The sequence below is a fragment of the Bradyrhizobium oropedii genome, assembly GCF_020889685.1.
Lineage (GTDB): Bacteria > Pseudomonadota > Alphaproteobacteria > Rhizobiales > Xanthobacteraceae > Bradyrhizobium > Bradyrhizobium oropedii.
In genome coordinates, this window is record NZ_JACMYO010000001.1 from 69,491 (window position 1) to 85,375 (window position 15,885).

Consider the following 15,885-nt stretch of genomic DNA (forward strand, 5'->3'; position numbering starts at 1 on the left):
CGCCATGAGCCATGTTTCCGCCTCAGTTTTTCCGGAACGCGCGATCGATGTCGCCGCGCTCAAGTTTGCGCTGCAACAAGCAGCGCGGCGCCGTCGCGATCATTATCATCCCTGTTGCACGTCGTGGTGCACTGGGCAATTGCTGGATATTGGCGACATGTCCGAACAAGAGGAGACCACGTAATGAGAGTTGTCGGACGTCGTCCTGTCCTGCTCGCGCTTGCCGGCTTCATCGTCTGTCTCGCCGGCCGCGACATCGCGCGCGCGCAGGTCAACGAGCAGGGCGAACTCTCCATCGAGTTGGTCGATCCCAGGGTGCTCCGTATCTGCGCCGATCCGCGCAACCTGCCGTTCTCCAACGACAAGGGCGAGGGCTTTGAGAACAAGATCGGCGAGCTGCTGGCCGGGAAGCTGCAAAAGAAGCTCGACTACATGTTCTTTCCGCAGGCGACCGGCTTCGTGCGAATGACGCTCGGTTCGCACCGCTGCGACGTGATCATGGGATTTCCGCAGGGCGATGACCTCGCGCAGGGCACCAATCCCTATTACCGCACGGCCTATGCGATCGTCGCCAAGCCGGGCAGTGGGCTCGACGAGGTCACGACGCTCGAGGATGAGCGGCTGAAGGGCAAGCATATCGGCATCGTCGCGGGAACGCCGCCGGCGACCAACATGGCCATCAACGGTCTGATGAGCAATGCGAAGCCTTATCCGCTGATGATCGATACGCGCTACGATTCCTCGGCCGAGGCGATGATGAACGATCTCGCCAAGGGCGAGATCGATGCCGGCATCCTGTGGGGGCCGATGGCGGGCTTTTATGCCAAGAAGGCGAACCCGCCGCTGCACATCACGCCGCTGGTCAAGGAGACCAGCGGTCCGAAGCTGGTCTATCGGATCGGCATGGGCGTGCGTGGGTCCGACCAGAACTGGAAGCGGCAGCTCAATCGCCTGATCCAGGAGAACCAGCCGGAGATCAACAAGATCCTGCTCGACTTCGGCGTTCCGCTGCTCGACGAGAACGACCGTCCGATCGGGCCGGAGACCGCGACCAAATCGCCATGATCAGGCTCGCGGCCATGCTTGCGGTGATGGTCGTCGCCGCTTCGCCTGTCCGCGCGCAGGACCAGCCCGCAGAGCCCGAGGGCTATCGTACCGAGGATTATCGCGCGCTGGTACCGGCAACACTTGCCGGCGCACGCGTGCTGACGACGGCGGAAGCGGAAGCGATCTGGCGCGACAAGTCCGGCGCCTTCGTCGACGTGTTGCCGCGCGCGCCGAAGCCAAATCTGCCCGCCGGCACGGTGTGGCGCGAACGGCCCCATTCCGCTATTCCCGGCAGCATCTGGCTGCCCGACACCGGCTACGGCAAGCTCGCCGCATCGACGGAGGATTATCTGCGACGCGGGCTGGCCCGCGCCACCGGCGACGACAAGGCAAGATTGCTCGTGATCTATTGCCAGGAGAATTGCTGGATGTCGTGGAACGCAGCCAAGCGCACGCTCGCCTACGGCTACCGCAACGTGGCGTGGTATCCGGAGGGAACCGACGGCTGGGGGCGTGCCAATCTGCCGCTGGCAGATGTGGAGCCAGAGCCGCGCGAGGGCGAGCATTGAGCCCGTCCTCACGCGTCGTGCCGGTTATTTCTGCTTGTCGAGCTTGTTGATGGTCCTGCCGCCATCGCTGTCTGTGGTGGTGAACGTCACCTTGTCGCCGGCGTGGAAGTCCTCCAGCGACTGTCCCTTGGGCACCTTGTATTCCTGGATCGCGCCGCCGGCCGCGCCCACCGTTCCGCTTTGCGTCTGTTGGAGCGAAATGGTTCCACTCAATCGGTCAATCTTGGTGACTATTCCGGTCATGGGTTGCTGGGCCAAAGCCGCTGAGGTGATCAGGCTCGCAGCAGCGAGGCTGGTCATGACGATCTTGGCTGCTCTCATCGAGGTCTCCCAACTTCAGATATAGTTCGAGTCAACGAGCGGGCAGCGCAGTTTGTTCCGGATAAACCCGGCGCCGGCACCCCGATGATCGCCCGGGGACGATCGGTCGCGGACCTCAATCCAGTTCCTGCTGGATGGTGCGGCCCAGCGCGAACAGGCGCTGATCGATGGTGGTCGGCACCTCGCAGACGAATTTCACCACACGCCCGCGGTCCTCGAAGATCCGCGTCTCCCAGACCAGCTGGTTGCCGAGTTCATCGACCTTGGCCTGGTCCGGCGGGGTGGCGTCCTGCAACTTTTGCAGCTTGATCGTATCGTCGCGGATCTTTTCCGCGGCCTCGCGCTGCTTGCGCATCACGCGCTCCAGCCCGTTCATGACCGAGGCTCGCTGCCCGTTGAGCGTATCGAACAGGCCTGCAAACAACAGTTTTCCCGCATTGGCCTTGTCGGCCGCGGCGGCAGACAGGAACTCGGTGATTTCCATTTGCGCGTCCTCCAGGGGAATGCGGCGCGCCGCGAGCTTGGTCGCCAGCGCGCTGATCTTCGGATCGTCCTTCCATTTGGTCTCGGCATCGCCGAGTGGCGGCCCGGCCCAGACCGCGGCGAGCGAGATCTCGGGCACCTTGGCCTGTTGGCAAGGCCAGTCCGGATAACGCGGGTCCGCAGCCGATGCGGCCTCGTTCGACAGAACCATCGCGAGCAGCGCGCCCAGTCCTGGCCGCCAGCCTGTCATGCCTCGCCTCCGCCGGGTCCGCGGCGTACCAGGCCGCGCGATGGATCGTAAGCCAGGATCGCGCCGATCATGAACACCACCGTGCAGCCGCCGACCACCGCGAGCGAGACCCAGTTCATCTTGCCGTACAGCGCAAACCGGATCAGCTCCACCGCATGCGTGAACGGACTGCATTGGCAGACATAATACAGCATCGGGCTGCCTTCCTGCACGCGCCAGAGCGGATAGAGGGCCGACGATGCAAAGAACATCGGGAAGATCACAAAGTTCATCACGCCAGCGAAGTTTTCGAGCTGCTTGATGCTGGCCGAGATCAGCATGCCCAATGCGCCGAGCATCAGGCCCGACAGCATTAACGCCGGCAGCACCGTGAGGTAGCCGATCGTCGGCGGCGTGATGTCCCAGAACCATGCGATCAGGAGGAAGGCGTAGACCTGCAGCAGCGACACCGCGGTGCCGGCGAGCAGCTTGCAGAACAACAGATAGCCGCGCGGCAACGGGCTGACGAGCAGCGTGCGCATGTTGCCCATCTCGCGGTCGTAGACCATCGACAGCGAGGATTGCATGCCGTTGAACAGCTGGATCATCGCCATCAGGCCGGGCGCGATATAGACCTCGTAGAGGATGTAAGTCTCATAGGGCGGGATGATCGAGATGCCGAGCACCTGACGAAAGCCGGCCGCGAAGATGAACAGCCAGACCAGCGGTCTGACCAACGCCGAGACGAAGCGCTCGCGCTGGTGCAGGAAGCGCAGCGCCTCGCGCCACACGATGCCGTTCAGGCAGACGATGTATTCCGACAGTGAGAAACCGCTGCGCTCGGGCGTGACCGTCGTGCTGCTCATGTTGGCGGTTTTCCGGTGAGGGTTGCCGTTCCGGTCAGGCGCATGAACGCCGTGTTGACGTCCTGGGCACCAGCGTCCGCGATCACGCGCGACATCCCCCCGTGCGCCAGCATCCGGCCTTGATGCAGCACGACGAGGTCGTCGCCCGGCATGATCTCGTCGAACAGATGCGTCGCCCACAGCACGCCGATGCCCTGTTCGGTGACGAGCTGCCGGACATGGTCGAGAATGTCGGCGCGCGCCTTGACGTCGAGCCCGACGGTGGCCTCGTCGAGCAGCAACAGTCGGGGACGGTGCAGCAATGCGCGGGCGATCTCAAGCCGGCGCATCTGGCCGCCAGAGAGATCGCGCACCTTGCTGCCGGCGCGGTCGGCAAGGCCGATGCGGGTGAGCACCTCGGCACTGCGCAGCCGCGCCTCGCGCCGCGAGATGCCGTGCAACGCGGCGTGATACAGCAGGTTCTGCGTCAGCGAGAGATCGAGATCGAGTGTGCGAGGCTGGAACACGACGCCCATCAGCCGCAGGGCTTCGCCCGGCGTCCGGCTGATGTCGTGGCCGAAGATCTTGATCTGGCCGTTCTGGATGCCGAACAGCCGGGTCACCAGCGAGAACAATGTGCTCTTGCCGGCGCCATTGAGACCCAGCAGGGCAGTGAAGTTCGCAGGCTGAACCGTGAAGCTGACATCAATCAAGGCGCGGCGCGGTCCGTAGCTGTGGCTGACATTGCCGATCGACAGCGCCGGCTGCACGGCCGCGACAGGACTTGCATCCGGCGAGGACTGGCTCGTGATATGGGCATCGGTTGCGGTCATGGCTGCGCGATCGTGATCCCCCAAGGCAGTTCGCCGACCTGAATGGTCTTGATCACCTTCTGGGCCGCGACGTCGATCACCGAGACGTCGTTCGAGACGCCGTTGGTGACCATCAGATATTTTTCGTCGGGAGTGAAATCCATGTGCCAGACCCGCTGGCCGACCAGCAGATATTTGAGGACCTTGTGGGTCGCGCCATCGACCACTGCGACGCGGTTGGCCGGGCCGAGCGCAACGAACGCGGTCTTGCCGTCCTTGGTCATTCCGATGCCGACCGGCTGGATCGCTTCGTTGCGGAGGCCCGGGATTTCGAAGGTGATCTTGCCGGTCACCTCGCGCTTGACCGGATCGACGATCGACACCGTGCCGCCGATCTCCGAGGAGACCCACAATTCGGAGCCGTCGCGCTTGAACTGGGCGAAGCGCGGCCGCGAATCGACCAGCACATTAGCGACGATCTCGCGCGTCGTGGTGTCGATGAAATGCGCCATGTTGGTGGTTTCGGAGGTGTTGATCAGGATCTTGCCGTCCGGGCTGATCGTCATGCCCTCTGGCTCGACGCCGACCTGGATGTCGCCGAGCCGGGCGCGCTTCTCCAGATCGATCACGGTGACCGTGTTGTCGTTCTCATTGGCGACATACATGGTCTTGCCGGCGGCATCCTGGGTGAACAATTCGGGGTCGGGGCCGGAGGGCAGGGTGTCGACGATCTCCTGGGTCTTGGTGTCGATCACCTGGATCGTGTCGTCGTCGCCGACCGCGACCATCACAAACTTGCCGTCGCGCGAGAACTCGATGCCGCGCGGCCGCTGACCGACCTTGATGGTCTTGGTCACGGCCCAGCTGTTGGTGTCGATCACGGTGACGGTGTTGCCCTTCTCATTGGAGACGTAGGCAACGAAGGCGGACGCCGGTGTCGCGGCAAGCCAAACGAGCATCCCGGTCAACAGACAGCCGCGCCACATGCGTTTCATCTCCCTCACTGCAGCTTGCACTTCGTTTCAGGGCGGTCAACTCCGAGCGTATCGAGTTCGGAGACCTGATGCAGGAAACCTTCCTGCGGCGAGACCGAGACCACCATACGACCATCGGCCAGCAGGATCGGCTGACGGAGTTGCCAATTCCAGTCTCGCAGGGTCAATCGCGTGCCCTTGAAGGCGGCGATCGAGAAATCCTTGCCCTTGAGGAAGGCGATGACCTTCTTTTGGTCCCCCGAATTGGTGCGGGATGTGGCTTCGCCGATCATGCGGGCCGCGGTCCAGGCCTGCATGTCGAGTGCCGTCATCCGCCGCATGTTCAGCTTGACGAAGCGGTTCTGAATCTGGACGGCGCCCCATTGGTCATGCGTCGCGTCCCAACTGGTCGGCACCAGTCCCGCCGAGCCCGCCACCGGGCGCGGGTCCCAGGTCCGGTAAGGCAGATAGTTCGCGAACACCTCGCTCTCGTCGGCGGCGACGAGCACGTCGTAGGCCGGCGCCTGCTGCGTGAACACCGGCATCTGGCGCTGGATCAGCGTCACGCCGCTGTCGGTGCGGCGGGCGCCACCGGTATCCTCGAATGTCCGTTCCTGCACGATCTTGGCGCCGAAGCGCGTAGCGGCGCGGCGCAGCGCGTCGGCGTAAAGCTTGTCCTGATCGTGCGAGCCGACCACCAGCAGCCAGCGCTTCCACTGCTTCCACACCAGGTATTGGCCGAGCGCGTCGGCCAGCATCGAGCGGGTCGGCGCGATATGGATGACATCGGCGCGACAATCCTGCTCGCGCAGCCGGTCGTCGATTGCGCCTGCATTCAGCAGCACGGTGCCGCGCTCGCGCAGCGCATCGGCGACCTTGAGCAGCGCGTCGGCGGGCAGGTCGGTGATGATGTAGTCGTTGCGGCCGGCGAGATCTGTCGCGACCTTGGCGACATCGTCGCTGTCCTTGACCTTGGCCTCGTCGAGCACGAAGCGCTGGTTGAGAAATTTTCCGGTCGTATTGTTGTCCTCGATCGCGAGGCGGGCGCCGGCGATGCCGTCATTGTCGGCCGGCTGCTGGACCAGCGAGAGCGTCGATTTGACGCCGGCATGGCCGAGATAGCCGATATGGATCTCGACGGGATCAGCCGCCAGCGCTCCGGTCGCCATCATGCTGAGCGCGATCGTGCCGATCAGCCATCGGAACATAACTCCTCCCGCAGTCTTTCCTCACTCGGCATGGCATTGTCGAAAGCTTCCGCTTTTCCGGCCATGCGTTGATGTGCAAGATGACGGAATTGGCCTGGCTTGCAACCCCGCTTTTTGTCGTTGCGAGGTAACAAATTCGATTGGTTCACAATCATGAGATCAGGGTTTGCATGAGATCAACGCTCACCGTCGTCATATCTTTGCTGGCGATGTCCGTGGCAGCGGCGCGCGCGGAGCCGCCCAAGCTCGCGGTGTTCGATCTCGAGATGATCGACACCAGCCTGCAGGGGGAAGTGAACGGGCCGCGAGCCGACGAGCAGGCGCGACTGCTCCAGACCGGCGATCAGGTGCGCAAGGGGCTTGCGGACTCAGGCAAGTTCCGAGTGCTCGATATCGCGCCCATCAATGCTGCGGCGCACGGCAGCAATCTTCAAGCCTGCGGCGGATGCGACGTGAAGCTGGCCGGCGAGCTCGGCGCTGACCTCGCGATGACGGGCGTGGTGCAGAAGGTCTCCAACCTCATCCTCAACATCAATCTCTACCTGCGCGACGTGCATACCGGGCAATTGGTGGCAGCAGTGAGCGCCGACATGCGCGGCAATACCGACGAATCCTGGTCACGCGCAACCGACTACCTCGTGCGCAACCGCCTGCTCGCGCCAAACTATGGCGCGCCGCAGGCGCGATAGTTCAGTCCTTCGTTCTGTTCGCGTTGGGGCTGATGCGACGATACCGGCTCACTCCGTCACCCTGAGGAGCGCGCCCTTGCGCGCGTCTCGAAGGGTCGACGGCCACCAGCCGGGCCGTTCATCCTTCGAGACGCCGCTGCGCGGCTCCTCCAGCGACAACGGCAAAGCCGTTGCGCGGGGATGACGGGGATACGTTCGTAGGCTGGCTGGCGCGAGACGGCGTTCACGCCTTCAGCCGCGCGGCGTGCCAGCGCAGGTGATCGGCCATGAAGGTCGAGATGAAGTAGTAGCTGTGGTCGTAGCCCGGCTGACGCCGCAAGGTGAGGGGAATGTCGGCTTTCTGGCAGACCGCCTTCAAGAGTTCGGGCCGCAGCTGCTCGGTGAGGAATCCGTCGGCGTCGCCGTAGTCGACCAACAGACCGGAGAAGCGGGCGCCGTCCTCGATCAGTGCCACCGCATCGTGCTTGCGCCACGCCTGCTTGTTGCTGCCGAGATAACCGCCGAGTGCCTTGTTGCCCCACGGCACCTGCGACGGCGCTACGATCGGCGCGAACGCGCTCGCCGCGCGGTAGCGATCCGGATAGCGCAGCGCTACGGTCAGCGCGCCATGGCCGCCCATGGAGTGACCGAGGATCGATTGCCGCGACGTGTCGACCGGGAACTGCTCGGCGATCAGCTTCGGTAATTCCTCGGTGACGTAGCTCCACATCCGGTAATTGGTCGCGAACGGCTGCTCGGTTGCGTCGACATAGAAGCCAGCGCCGAGACCAAAATCATATGCATTGGCGGGATCTCCGGGGACGCCTTCGCCGCGCGGGCTGGTGTCGGGTGCGACAAAGATCAGGCCGAGCTGCGCGCATGCCTCGCGGAATTCACCCTTCTCGGTGACGTTGGCGTGCGTGCAGGTCAGGCCCGACAGATAGGTGACGACAGGCAATTTAGCGCCGGCCGCGTGCTCCGGGACGAACACAGAGAAGGTCATGTCGGTCCTGGTCTCCCGGCTCGGATGCCGATAGACGCCTTGCGTGCCGCCATGCGACTTGTTCTGGGAAACCGTCTGCATTGCCATATTCCTCTGTGTTGGAGCGTGACGTCAGCCGACGCCGCTCTCGATCGCCAGGCGCACCAGCTCAGCCGAAGTGCGTACACCAAGCTTCTGGCGCATGATCGATGACGTATTCGCGACCGTCTTGTAAGACGAATGCACCAGCCAGGCGATTTCCGACAGACTCTTGCCGGAACTGAGCAGGCGCAGGATCTCCATCTCGCGCGAGGTGAGCTTGGACAGCGGATTCTGCGCAAAGCCCGGCCGCGCAAAGGCGACGTTGCGTGCGATCGCGGGCGGCAGATAGACGCCGCCATTGCCGACTTCGCGTACCGCCTCGATCAGATCATTGGGATCGCCGGTCTTCGAGACGTAGCCCTTGGCGCCGATGTCGATGGCGCGGGCGGCGAACACCGGGTCGTCGTTCATGCTGAACATGATGAGACGCGCGGACGCATCGCGCATCAGGATGCGGCGCGCCAACTCGAAACCGGAGACGGTCGGCAGGTTGATGTCGATCACGCAGAGATCGGGCTTTTCCGCGACGAACGTCAGTTCGCCGCTTTCGGCATCCGCCGCTTCCAGCAGGGTGATCTCGGGGTCGTCGGCGAACACGGTGCGACAACCGGAAGCAACGATGGGATGATCATCAACGATCAGAATGCGCATGGCGTTGTTCCGGCGACCTGCTTCAATTCACTCGTCGTTACATAGGTTTGCACGAAGAACACCTCGGTTCCGACCGCTTGTGCACCTCGCACGAGATTGCGATAGGGTGCGATTAGATAGCCGGGCAAATTTGGCTGTCAACGATCCTCTCGGAGGAGGGATCGCGGTCGGGGGCAACGTCATGTGGCAAAAGCTATCCTTGCGCGCACGGATCAACGCGCTGCTGGCGCTGATATTGGTGCTTGGGCTCGGCATCAATATTGCGCGGCTCGTGCTCGAAGCGGGGCCGCGCGTCCAGGCCGAGGACCGCAGTGTCATCCGCTTGGCTCGAGAGTTTGTTGCGACGATCGTGGCCGGTCTCGACGAGGCGCCCGATCCCGATGCGCGGCTCGATCAGATCGTCCAGGACTTGAGTCGGCTGCGTCATGTCAGCATCACGCGGCATGATGACGCGACGGCAATATCCCCCGAGCGCCCGCAGGACGCCAGTGAACCGCGCGTCGCGCCGGAGTGGTTCGTCGCGCTGGTGCATCCCGAGCAGACCTCGGTGCGGGCGCCGGTCTCGGTTCACGGCAAGGCACAATCACTCGTCATCACCTCGCATCCTGACGACGAAATCGCCGAGATCTGGGACGGCATCGTCACCCAGCTCGAGGTCAGCTCCGCGATTGCGCTGGCGCTGCTTCTGGTGACCATGCTGGTGGTCGGTCGCGCGCTGGCGCCACTGGAGGCGCTGTCGCAGGCCATGACCGGTATCGAGGCGGGGGACTATGATGTCCGCGTCGAACCGGGCGGATCGCCGGAATTGGCTGCGATCTGTGCCAAACTGAACCATCTGGCGGCGACGCTGGGCGAGGCCGTGGACAGCAAGCGGCAGCTGGCCGAACGCGCGGTGTCGCTGCAGGATTCCGAGCGCAAGGAGATTGCGCGCGAACTGCACGATGAGTTCGGGCCCTATCTGTTCGCGCTGCGCGCGCATGCCGGCGCGCTGACCCGGCTGTCGGATCTCGAAAAGCCCGATCCGTCCGCGCTGCGCAAGCATGGCAACGCCATCCTCGAGCAGGTCAACGCGCTCCAGCAGTTCACCCGCCGCATCCTGGAGCGATTGCGGCCGGTCGGACTGGCCGAGCTCGGGCTTGTGGAAGCGCTCGGCGCGCTGGTGCGGCTCTGGAGTGAGTCGCATCCCGAAGTGGAGATCGAGAGCCGCATATCGGCTGATCTCGGCGACACCGGCGAGATGGCCGATCTGACGATCTATCGCATCGTCCAGGAAGCGCTCACCAACGTGTTCCGCCACGCCGGCGCGACGGCAGTCGATATCACGATCGAGCCCGCGGAACGGCAGGCCGGCCTGCGAGGCAACCGCGGCTGCGCGCTGGTGCGGGTTCGCGACAATGGCCGCGGCCTGCTCAGGGATCACCGGCTTGGCCGCGGTTTGACCGGCATGCAGGAGCGAATCCTTGCGCTCGGCGGCACGCTGAAGATCAATTCCACCGATGATGGTGTCACGGTCGAGGCGCTGGTGCCGAAGGCCGCGGGGTCCTAGGGGGCTGTTCGCGGCCAGTATGTGAACGCGGCCCACGCCAGTGCGAATGCGCCGGCGATCCAGAGCGCGATGATCGCGATCATTCCGGCTCGGCTGGCCGGTCGCTGCAATACCGCGCTGGCCTTGGCGCGGCATTCCGCCATCACCTCGTCCGGAACGAGCGAGATGGCAAGCCAGATGCCAAGCGGCACGAGAATCAGATCGTCGAGATAGCCGAGCACCGGAATGAAATCCGGGATCAGGTCGATCGGCGAGAGCGCATAGGCTGCCACTGCGATCGCAACGGCCTTGGCGTACCACGGTACGCGTGGATCACGCGAAGCGAGATACAGCGCGACGCTGTCCCGCTTGAGGTTGCGCGCCCAGGCCTTGATTGAGGGAAGGGTCTTGATTGAGGAAAGGGTCTTGCTTGAGGAATGCTTGATGGCGGACAGCATGGCGGGCGCCTGCACGCCGAACGGAAGCGCTATTCCAGCACGACGTCCACCGGCATGCCGCCGTGCAGACCCTTGTGGACGGAGGAGGGCGCGATGCCGAAATACTTCCGGAAGACGCGGCTGAAATGCGAGGAGCTCGAGAAGCCCCACGAGAACGCCACATCCGTGATGGTCTTGCCGTTCTGTGATTCCAGTTCCTGCCGACAATTTTGCAGGCGGGCCTTCCAGATGTAATCGCTGACCGTCATGCCGCGATCGCTGAACAGCATGTGCAGATAGCGCTTCGAGCAGCCGAGCGCCGCGGAAATGCGGTCGATGCAGAGATCGGGATCGCGCAGATGCTCGCGGATGAACCCCTGGGCCCGCACATAGGTCGCCTCAGCGCTGCCGCGGTCGAACATGGCGCCGGTCTCGCGCAGCGGCAGCAGCAGCAGGTCGATCAGCGCATCAGCGACGCCCACGGCGTTGACCGGGGTCAGCGTCGGTGCCTCGCCGAATGCGGCATGGACGAAATCATAGGCGATGCGGCCGGTGCCGTTGCGCGCCGACAGTTTGCACGGTGCCATCTTGGAGAGCTGGAAGCCGCGCTCCTTGAGCAGGTCCTTTGGAACGATGACAACCTCGTGACGCGTCAGGGACGGGCTGATGATCGTGTGCGGACATGAGACGTCATAGGCGAAGCAGTCTCCCGGCATGATGTCGAAGTGCAGACCGTCCTGCTCGAAATGCGAGACGCCGTGCGTCTGGAAAACGATCTTGATGTAGGGGTGCTCGCTCAGCCTGATGCGCGAGAACGCATGGGCGATTCGATGCTGGCTTGCCTCGATCTGGCACAGCTTCAACCGCGACACGGTGGTGTAGTTGATCCGGCCTTCGAGCGAGGATCCTTCCAGCGCATCGACGTCGAACTGGCCGCAAAGATCAGTGAGCGCATCCGACCAGCGCTGGATTTGACGCTTGGGCGTCAATCCGTTCGTGCTGAGTGAATGGACTGTATCGGACATCTTTCCAGCCACCGATTCGATCCCCAACGTGACTGCCCACCGCGCTTAAGTCTGGTTCGGGATGATGCGCCTTCTCCCTGATTCTGAACAGGTTAGGGAGGCGGCGGGATTTCTTCCCGGTTAATGGCGCGCGATCCTCCGACTTAGTTCTGGGCTCGTCAAGCGCAACCTTAGCACGCGTCAAACTGGCGCTCGGATTGCGCCGGCCGTGATTGATGCCCTGCAACATGAAGCAAGCTTTCCCGCCAATCCGGCGGCGGCCCGCAAAAATCTGACGCAGCTTCGCTTCTGTGCAAACGGCTCTTCTCTATTGGGCAAGTCAGCCGGATGCGATCGGACTACGAATGGGGAACCATAATGGAAGAAGTGGGGCCGTTTCGGCGGAAACCCTTGAGCTCTTGAACCTGGGAGGAAATCCACGATGCGCAAGCTGCTATACGCGACCAGCCTTGGGGCAATGGCGGTGTTCGCCGCCGGAGCTGCCACTGCCAATGACGAACTCCACAAGATGACGCAGAACCCGAAAGATTGGGTGATGCCGACCGGCGATTACACCAATCAGCGTTATTCGAAGCTGAATCAGATCAACGCCTCGAACGTCGGAAAGTTGCAGGTAGCGTGGACGTTTTCGACTGGCGTGCTGCGCGGCCACGAAGGCGGTCCGCTGATCATCGGCAACATGATGTACGTGCACACCCCGTTCCCGAACAAGGTCTACGCTATTGACCTTTCCAAGGACAACCAGATCGTCTGGAAGTACGAGCCGAAGCAGGATCCGAACGTCATTCCGGTGATGTGCTGCGATACCGTCAACCGCGGCGTCGCCTACGGTGACGGCAAGATCTTCCTGCACCAGGCCGACACCACGCTGGTCGCGCTCGATGCCAAGACCGGCAAGGTGGAATGGTCGGTGAAGAACGGCGATCCGAGCAAGGGTTCGACCGGCACCTCCGCGCCGATGGTGATCAAGGACAAGGTCCTGATCGGTATCTCCGGCGGCGAGTTCGGCGTGCAGGCGCACATGAGCGCCTACGACATCAAGACCGGCAAGCTGGTCTGGCGCGGATTCTCGGAAGGTCCGGATGACCAGATCCTGGTCGACGACAAGACCACCGAGCTCGGGAAGCCGGTCGGCAAGGACTCGAGCCTGAAGACGTGGCAAGGCGATCAGTGGAAGATCGGCGGCGGCGCGACCTGGGGCTGGATCTCCTACGATCCTGAACTCAACCTCGTCTACTACGGATCGGGTAACCCCTCGACCTGGAATCCGAAGCAGCGTCCCGGCGACAACAAGTGGTCGATGACGATCTGGGCGCGTAACCCGGATACCGGCGTCGCCAAGTGGGTCTACCAGATGACGCCCCATGATGAATGGGACTATGACGGCATCAACGAGATGATCCTCTCGGATCAGTCGATCGATGGCAAGGCGCGCAAGCTCCTGACCCACTTCGATCGCAACGGCCTCGGCTACACCCTCGATCGCGCCACCGGCGAACTCCTGGTCGCCGAGAAGTATGATCCGAAGGTGAACTGGACCTCCGGCGTCGACATGAAAAAGGACTCGCCGACCTATGGTCGTCCGACGGTTCTTGACGCAGCGTCGACCGACAAGGCCGGCGAAGACCACAACGTCAAGGGCATCTGCCCGGCAGCGCTTGGTTCGAAGGACGAGCAGCCGGCAGCCTACTCGCCGGAGACGCAACTGTTCTACGTGCCGACCAACCACGTCTGCATGGACTACGAGCCGTTCAAGGTGAGCTACACCGCAGGTCAGCCCTATGTCGGCGCGACGCTGTCGATGTATCCGCCTCCCGGTGAGACCAACATGGGCAACTTCATCGCCTGGGACGGCAAGACCGGTAAGATCGTGTGGTCGAACAAGGAGCAGTTCTCGGTCTGGTCGGGTGCGCTCGCGACCGCTGGCGGCGTGGTGTTCTACGGCACGCTGGAAGGCTACCTGAAGGCAGTCGACGCCAAGACGGGCAAGGAGCTCTACAAGTTCAAGACTCCGTCCGGCATCATCGGCAACGTCACCACCTATGAGAATGGCGGCAAGCAGTACGTCGCTGTGCTGTCGGGCGTCGGCGGTTGGGCAGGCATCGGCCTCGCGGCTGGTCTGACCGATCCGACGGCTGGTCTCGGCGCAGTCGGCGGCTATGCCGCGCTGAGCAACTACACCGCGCTCGGTGGAACGCTCACCGTGTTCTCGCTGCCGCAGCAGTGAGCTGAGCGACCTCGTTCCGGCGCATGGAGCGAACTCCATGCGCCGGTCCGTCTTCAATCTGCACGCGAGGATATGCTTTTGCGTAAGATCTGGTTTGTGACTGCTGCGATTTTCGTCGTGGCAATGGGTGGAGTTGCCTCCGCCGAGGACGCGGGTGATCCGACCGCCGTCAAGAGCGAGGACGGCAAGTATCTCGACAAGGATGGAGACCCGACGTTCAAGGTGACGTCCGACGGCACGGTGGACTGGTACACGTACTCCGGATACCGCCGCTATCATTCGGAGTGCCACGTCTGTCACGGCCCCGACGGCATGGGATCGACCTATGCTCCGGCGCTGGCGAATTCGCTGAAGAGCATGAACTACGCGGACTTCATGGGCGTCGTCGCGAGCGGACGCAAGAACGTGTCCACGGCGCAGGAGAATGTGATGCCGGCATTCGGCGATAATCCCAACGTTGCCTGCTACATGGACGACCTCTATGTGTACCTGCGCGCCCGGGCCAATGATGCGGTTGGGCGTGTTCGGCCGGCCAAGCATGAAGACAAGTCGGAAGCCTATGGCAAGGCCGAAGACGCCTGCATGGGCAACAAGAAGTGAGCGTGACCGGCGCGAACGACAAACCTGTTTGATGTTTAGTGGAGACCAAGATGAAGACCCGCGCCGCAGTCGCATTCGAAGCAAAGAAGCCGCTCGAGATCGTCGAGCTCGACCTGGAAGGCCCCAAGGCCGGCGAGGTCCTCGTCGAGATCAAGGCGACCGGTATCTGCCACACCGATGCCTACACGCTCGACGGTTTCGACAGCGAAGGCATCTTCCCCTCGATCCTCGGCCATGAAGGCGCCGGCATCGTTCGCGAAGTCGGCGCCGGCGTGACGTCGGTGAAGCCGGGCGATCACGTGATCCCGCTCTACACGCCGGAATGCCGGCAGTGCAAAAGCTGCCTGAGCCAGAAGACCAACCTCTGCACCGCGATCCGCGCGACGCAGGGCAAGGGCGTGATGCCCGACGGCACCTCGCGCTTCAGCTACAAGGGCAAGCCGGTCTTCCACTACATGGGATGCTCGACCTTCTCGAATTTCACCGTGCTGCCCGAGATCGCGGTGGCCAAGATCCGCGAGGACGCGCCGTTCGACAAGAGCTGCTACATCGGCTGCGGCGTCACCACCGGCGTCGGCGCTGTGGTCAACACCGCCAAGGTGACACCGGGCTCCAACGTGGTCGTGTTCGGCCTCGGCGGCATCGGCCTCAACGTGATCCAGGGCGCCAAGATGGTTGGTGCCGACAAGATCATCGGCGTCGACATCAACGACTCGAAGGACGCCTGGGGCCGCCAGTTCGGCATGACGCATTTCGTCAACCCGACCAAGGTGCAGGGCGACATCGTCCAGCACCTGGTGGGCCTCACCGACGGCGGCGCCGACTACACCTTCGACTGCACCGGCAACACCACCGTGATGCGGCAGGCGCTGGAAGCCTGTCATCGCGGCTGGGGCGTCTCGGTCGTGATCGGCGTTGCGGAGTCCGGCAAGGAGATCGCGACCCGGCCGTTCCAGCTCGTCACCGGACGCGTCTGGAAGGGCACTGCATTCGGCGGCGCACGCGGCCGCACCGACGTGCCGAAGATCGTCGACTGGTACATGGGCGGAAAGATCCAGATCGATCCGATGATCACCCACGTGCTGAAGCTCGACGAGATCAACAAGGGCTTCGACCTGATGCACGAGGGCAAATCGATCCGTTCGGTCGTCGTATTCTGAAATCAAAACACCAAGCACTA

General features: G+C 63.2%; 18 protein-coding genes. 8 read left to right on the plus strand and 10 right to left on the minus strand.

Annotated elements, in window-relative coordinates:
- The first annotated feature begins 4 nt into the window (after positions 1 to 4).
- The 3 genes from H8A95_RS00370 to H8A95_RS00380 are packed head-to-tail and all read left to right on the plus strand — an operon-like array spanning position 5 to position 1,616.
- Complete coding sequence (locus tag H8A95_RS00370) at positions 5 to 184, plus strand: hypothetical protein (protein ID WP_229181273.1); 180 nt, start codon at positions 5 to 7, stop codon at positions 182 to 184.
- Positions 184 to 1,065 carry a substrate-binding domain-containing protein gene (locus H8A95_RS00375; RefSeq protein WP_229181274.1) on the plus strand — a complete coding sequence of 294 codons (882 nt, stop codon included), beginning with the start codon at positions 184 to 186 and terminating at the stop codon, positions 1,063 to 1,065. Before H8A95_RS00370 ends, H8A95_RS00375 begins: the two co-directional genes overlap by 1 nt.
- Positions 1,062 to 1,616 (plus strand): PQQ-dependent catabolism-associated CXXCW motif protein, encoded by a 555-nt coding sequence (locus H8A95_RS00380; protein WP_229181275.1) that lies wholly within the window; start codon positions 1,062 to 1,064, stop codon positions 1,614 to 1,616. The genes H8A95_RS00375 and H8A95_RS00380 overlap by 4 nt, the downstream gene beginning before the upstream one ends.
- Before the next feature lie 24 nt (positions 1,617 to 1,640).
- Here the strand turns inward: H8A95_RS00380 and H8A95_RS00385 are convergent, their stop codons facing one another.
- The 6 genes from H8A95_RS00385 to H8A95_RS00410 all read right to left on the minus strand — a co-directional run bounded on the left by H8A95_RS00385 (position 1,641) and on the right by H8A95_RS00410 (position 6,488).
- Positions 1,641 to 1,937, minus strand: coding sequence for a copper-binding protein (locus H8A95_RS00385; protein WP_229181276.1), 297 nt, complete (start codon positions 1,935 to 1,937; stop codon positions 1,641 to 1,643).
- A 115-nt stretch (positions 1,938 to 2,052) separates the two neighbouring features.
- Positions 2,053 to 2,670 (minus strand): hypothetical protein, encoded by a 618-nt coding sequence (locus H8A95_RS00390; RefSeq protein ID WP_229181277.1) that lies wholly within the window; start codon positions 2,668 to 2,670, stop codon positions 2,053 to 2,055.
- Complete coding sequence (locus H8A95_RS00395; protein WP_229181278.1) at positions 2,667 to 3,515, minus strand: ABC transporter permease; 849 nt, start codon at positions 3,513 to 3,515, stop codon at positions 2,667 to 2,669. The genes H8A95_RS00390 and H8A95_RS00395 overlap by 4 nt, the downstream gene beginning before the upstream one ends.
- Positions 3,512 to 4,327 carry an ABC transporter ATP-binding protein gene (locus H8A95_RS00400; protein WP_229181279.1) on the minus strand — a complete coding sequence of 272 codons (816 nt, stop codon included), beginning with the start codon at positions 4,325 to 4,327 and terminating at the stop codon, positions 3,512 to 3,514. Before H8A95_RS00400 ends, H8A95_RS00395 begins: the two co-directional genes overlap by 4 nt.
- Positions 4,324 to 5,301, minus strand: a complete 978-nt coding sequence (locus H8A95_RS00405) for a YVTN family beta-propeller repeat protein (protein ID WP_229181280.1) — start codon at positions 5,299 to 5,301, stop codon at positions 4,324 to 4,326. The genes H8A95_RS00400 and H8A95_RS00405 overlap by 4 nt, the downstream gene beginning before the upstream one ends.
- Positions 5,302 to 5,306: 5 nt before the next feature.
- A complete protein-coding gene (locus tag H8A95_RS00410; RefSeq protein ID WP_229181281.1) occupies positions 5,307 to 6,488 on the minus strand; it encodes an ABC transporter substrate-binding protein in 1,182 nt (393 codons plus the stop codon).
- A gap of 209 nt (positions 6,489 to 6,697) precedes the next feature.
- Here H8A95_RS00410 and H8A95_RS00415 point away from each other — a divergent pair, with 209 nt between their 5' ends.
- Positions 6,698 to 7,177: a DUF3280 domain-containing protein gene (locus tag H8A95_RS00415; protein ID WP_229181398.1), complete on the plus strand. Its 480-nt coding sequence runs from the start codon at positions 6,698 to 6,700 to the stop codon at positions 7,175 to 7,177.
- Positions 7,178 to 7,400: 223 nt separating this feature from the next.
- Here H8A95_RS00415 and fghA read toward each other — a convergent pair whose 3' ends face one another.
- On the minus strand, positions 7,401 to 8,246 hold the full coding sequence (gene fghA, locus H8A95_RS00420) for an S-formylglutathione hydrolase (RefSeq protein ID WP_229181282.1): 846 nt from the start codon (positions 8,244 to 8,246) through the stop codon (positions 7,401 to 7,403).
- Positions 8,247 to 8,270: 24 nt separating this feature from the next.
- The gene (locus tag H8A95_RS00425; RefSeq protein WP_229181283.1) at positions 8,271 to 8,891 is read right to left on the minus strand and encodes a response regulator transcription factor; all 621 of its coding nucleotides are present in this window, start codon (positions 8,889 to 8,891) and stop codon (positions 8,271 to 8,273) included.
- Between the two features lie 181 nt (positions 8,892 to 9,072).
- Between H8A95_RS00425 and H8A95_RS00430 the strand changes: the two genes are divergently transcribed.
- Positions 9,073 to 10,437, plus strand: coding sequence for a histidine kinase (locus H8A95_RS00430; RefSeq protein WP_229181284.1), 1,365 nt, complete (start codon positions 9,073 to 9,075; stop codon positions 10,435 to 10,437).
- On the opposite strand, the gene H8A95_RS00435 is transcribed toward H8A95_RS00430, so the two are convergent.
- Positions 10,434 to 10,829 (minus strand): YkvA family protein, encoded by a 396-nt coding sequence (locus H8A95_RS00435; RefSeq protein ID WP_420839309.1) that lies wholly within the window; start codon positions 10,827 to 10,829, stop codon positions 10,434 to 10,436. The two genes, H8A95_RS00430 and H8A95_RS00435, sit on opposite strands and share 4 nt — an antisense overlap.
- A gap of 74 nt (positions 10,830 to 10,903) precedes the next feature.
- Positions 10,904 to 11,878, minus strand: coding sequence for a helix-turn-helix domain-containing protein (locus tag H8A95_RS00440; protein WP_229181286.1), 975 nt, complete (start codon positions 11,876 to 11,878; stop codon positions 10,904 to 10,906).
- Between the two features lie 421 nt (positions 11,879 to 12,299).
- Between H8A95_RS00440 and xoxF5 the strand changes: the two genes are divergently transcribed.
- The 3 genes from xoxF5 (at position 12,300) to H8A95_RS00455 (ending at position 15,865) form a co-directional block, all read left to right on the plus strand.
- Positions 12,300 to 14,105 (plus strand): lanthanide-dependent methanol dehydrogenase XoxF5, encoded by a 1,806-nt coding sequence (gene xoxF5 / locus H8A95_RS00445; RefSeq protein ID WP_229181287.1) that lies wholly within the window; start codon positions 12,300 to 12,302, stop codon positions 14,103 to 14,105.
- A gap of 123 nt (positions 14,106 to 14,228) precedes the next feature.
- Positions 14,229 to 14,705 carry a c-type cytochrome, methanol metabolism-related gene (locus H8A95_RS00450; protein ID WP_163157680.1) on the plus strand — a complete coding sequence of 159 codons (477 nt, stop codon included), beginning with the start codon at positions 14,229 to 14,231 and terminating at the stop codon, positions 14,703 to 14,705.
- A 50-nt stretch (positions 14,706 to 14,755) separates the two neighbouring features.
- Positions 14,756 to 15,865 carry an S-(hydroxymethyl)glutathione dehydrogenase/class III alcohol dehydrogenase gene (locus H8A95_RS00455; RefSeq protein WP_229181288.1) on the plus strand — a complete coding sequence of 370 codons (1,110 nt, stop codon included), beginning with the start codon at positions 14,756 to 14,758 and terminating at the stop codon, positions 15,863 to 15,865.
- The last annotated feature ends 20 nt before the right edge of the window (positions 15,866 to 15,885 follow it).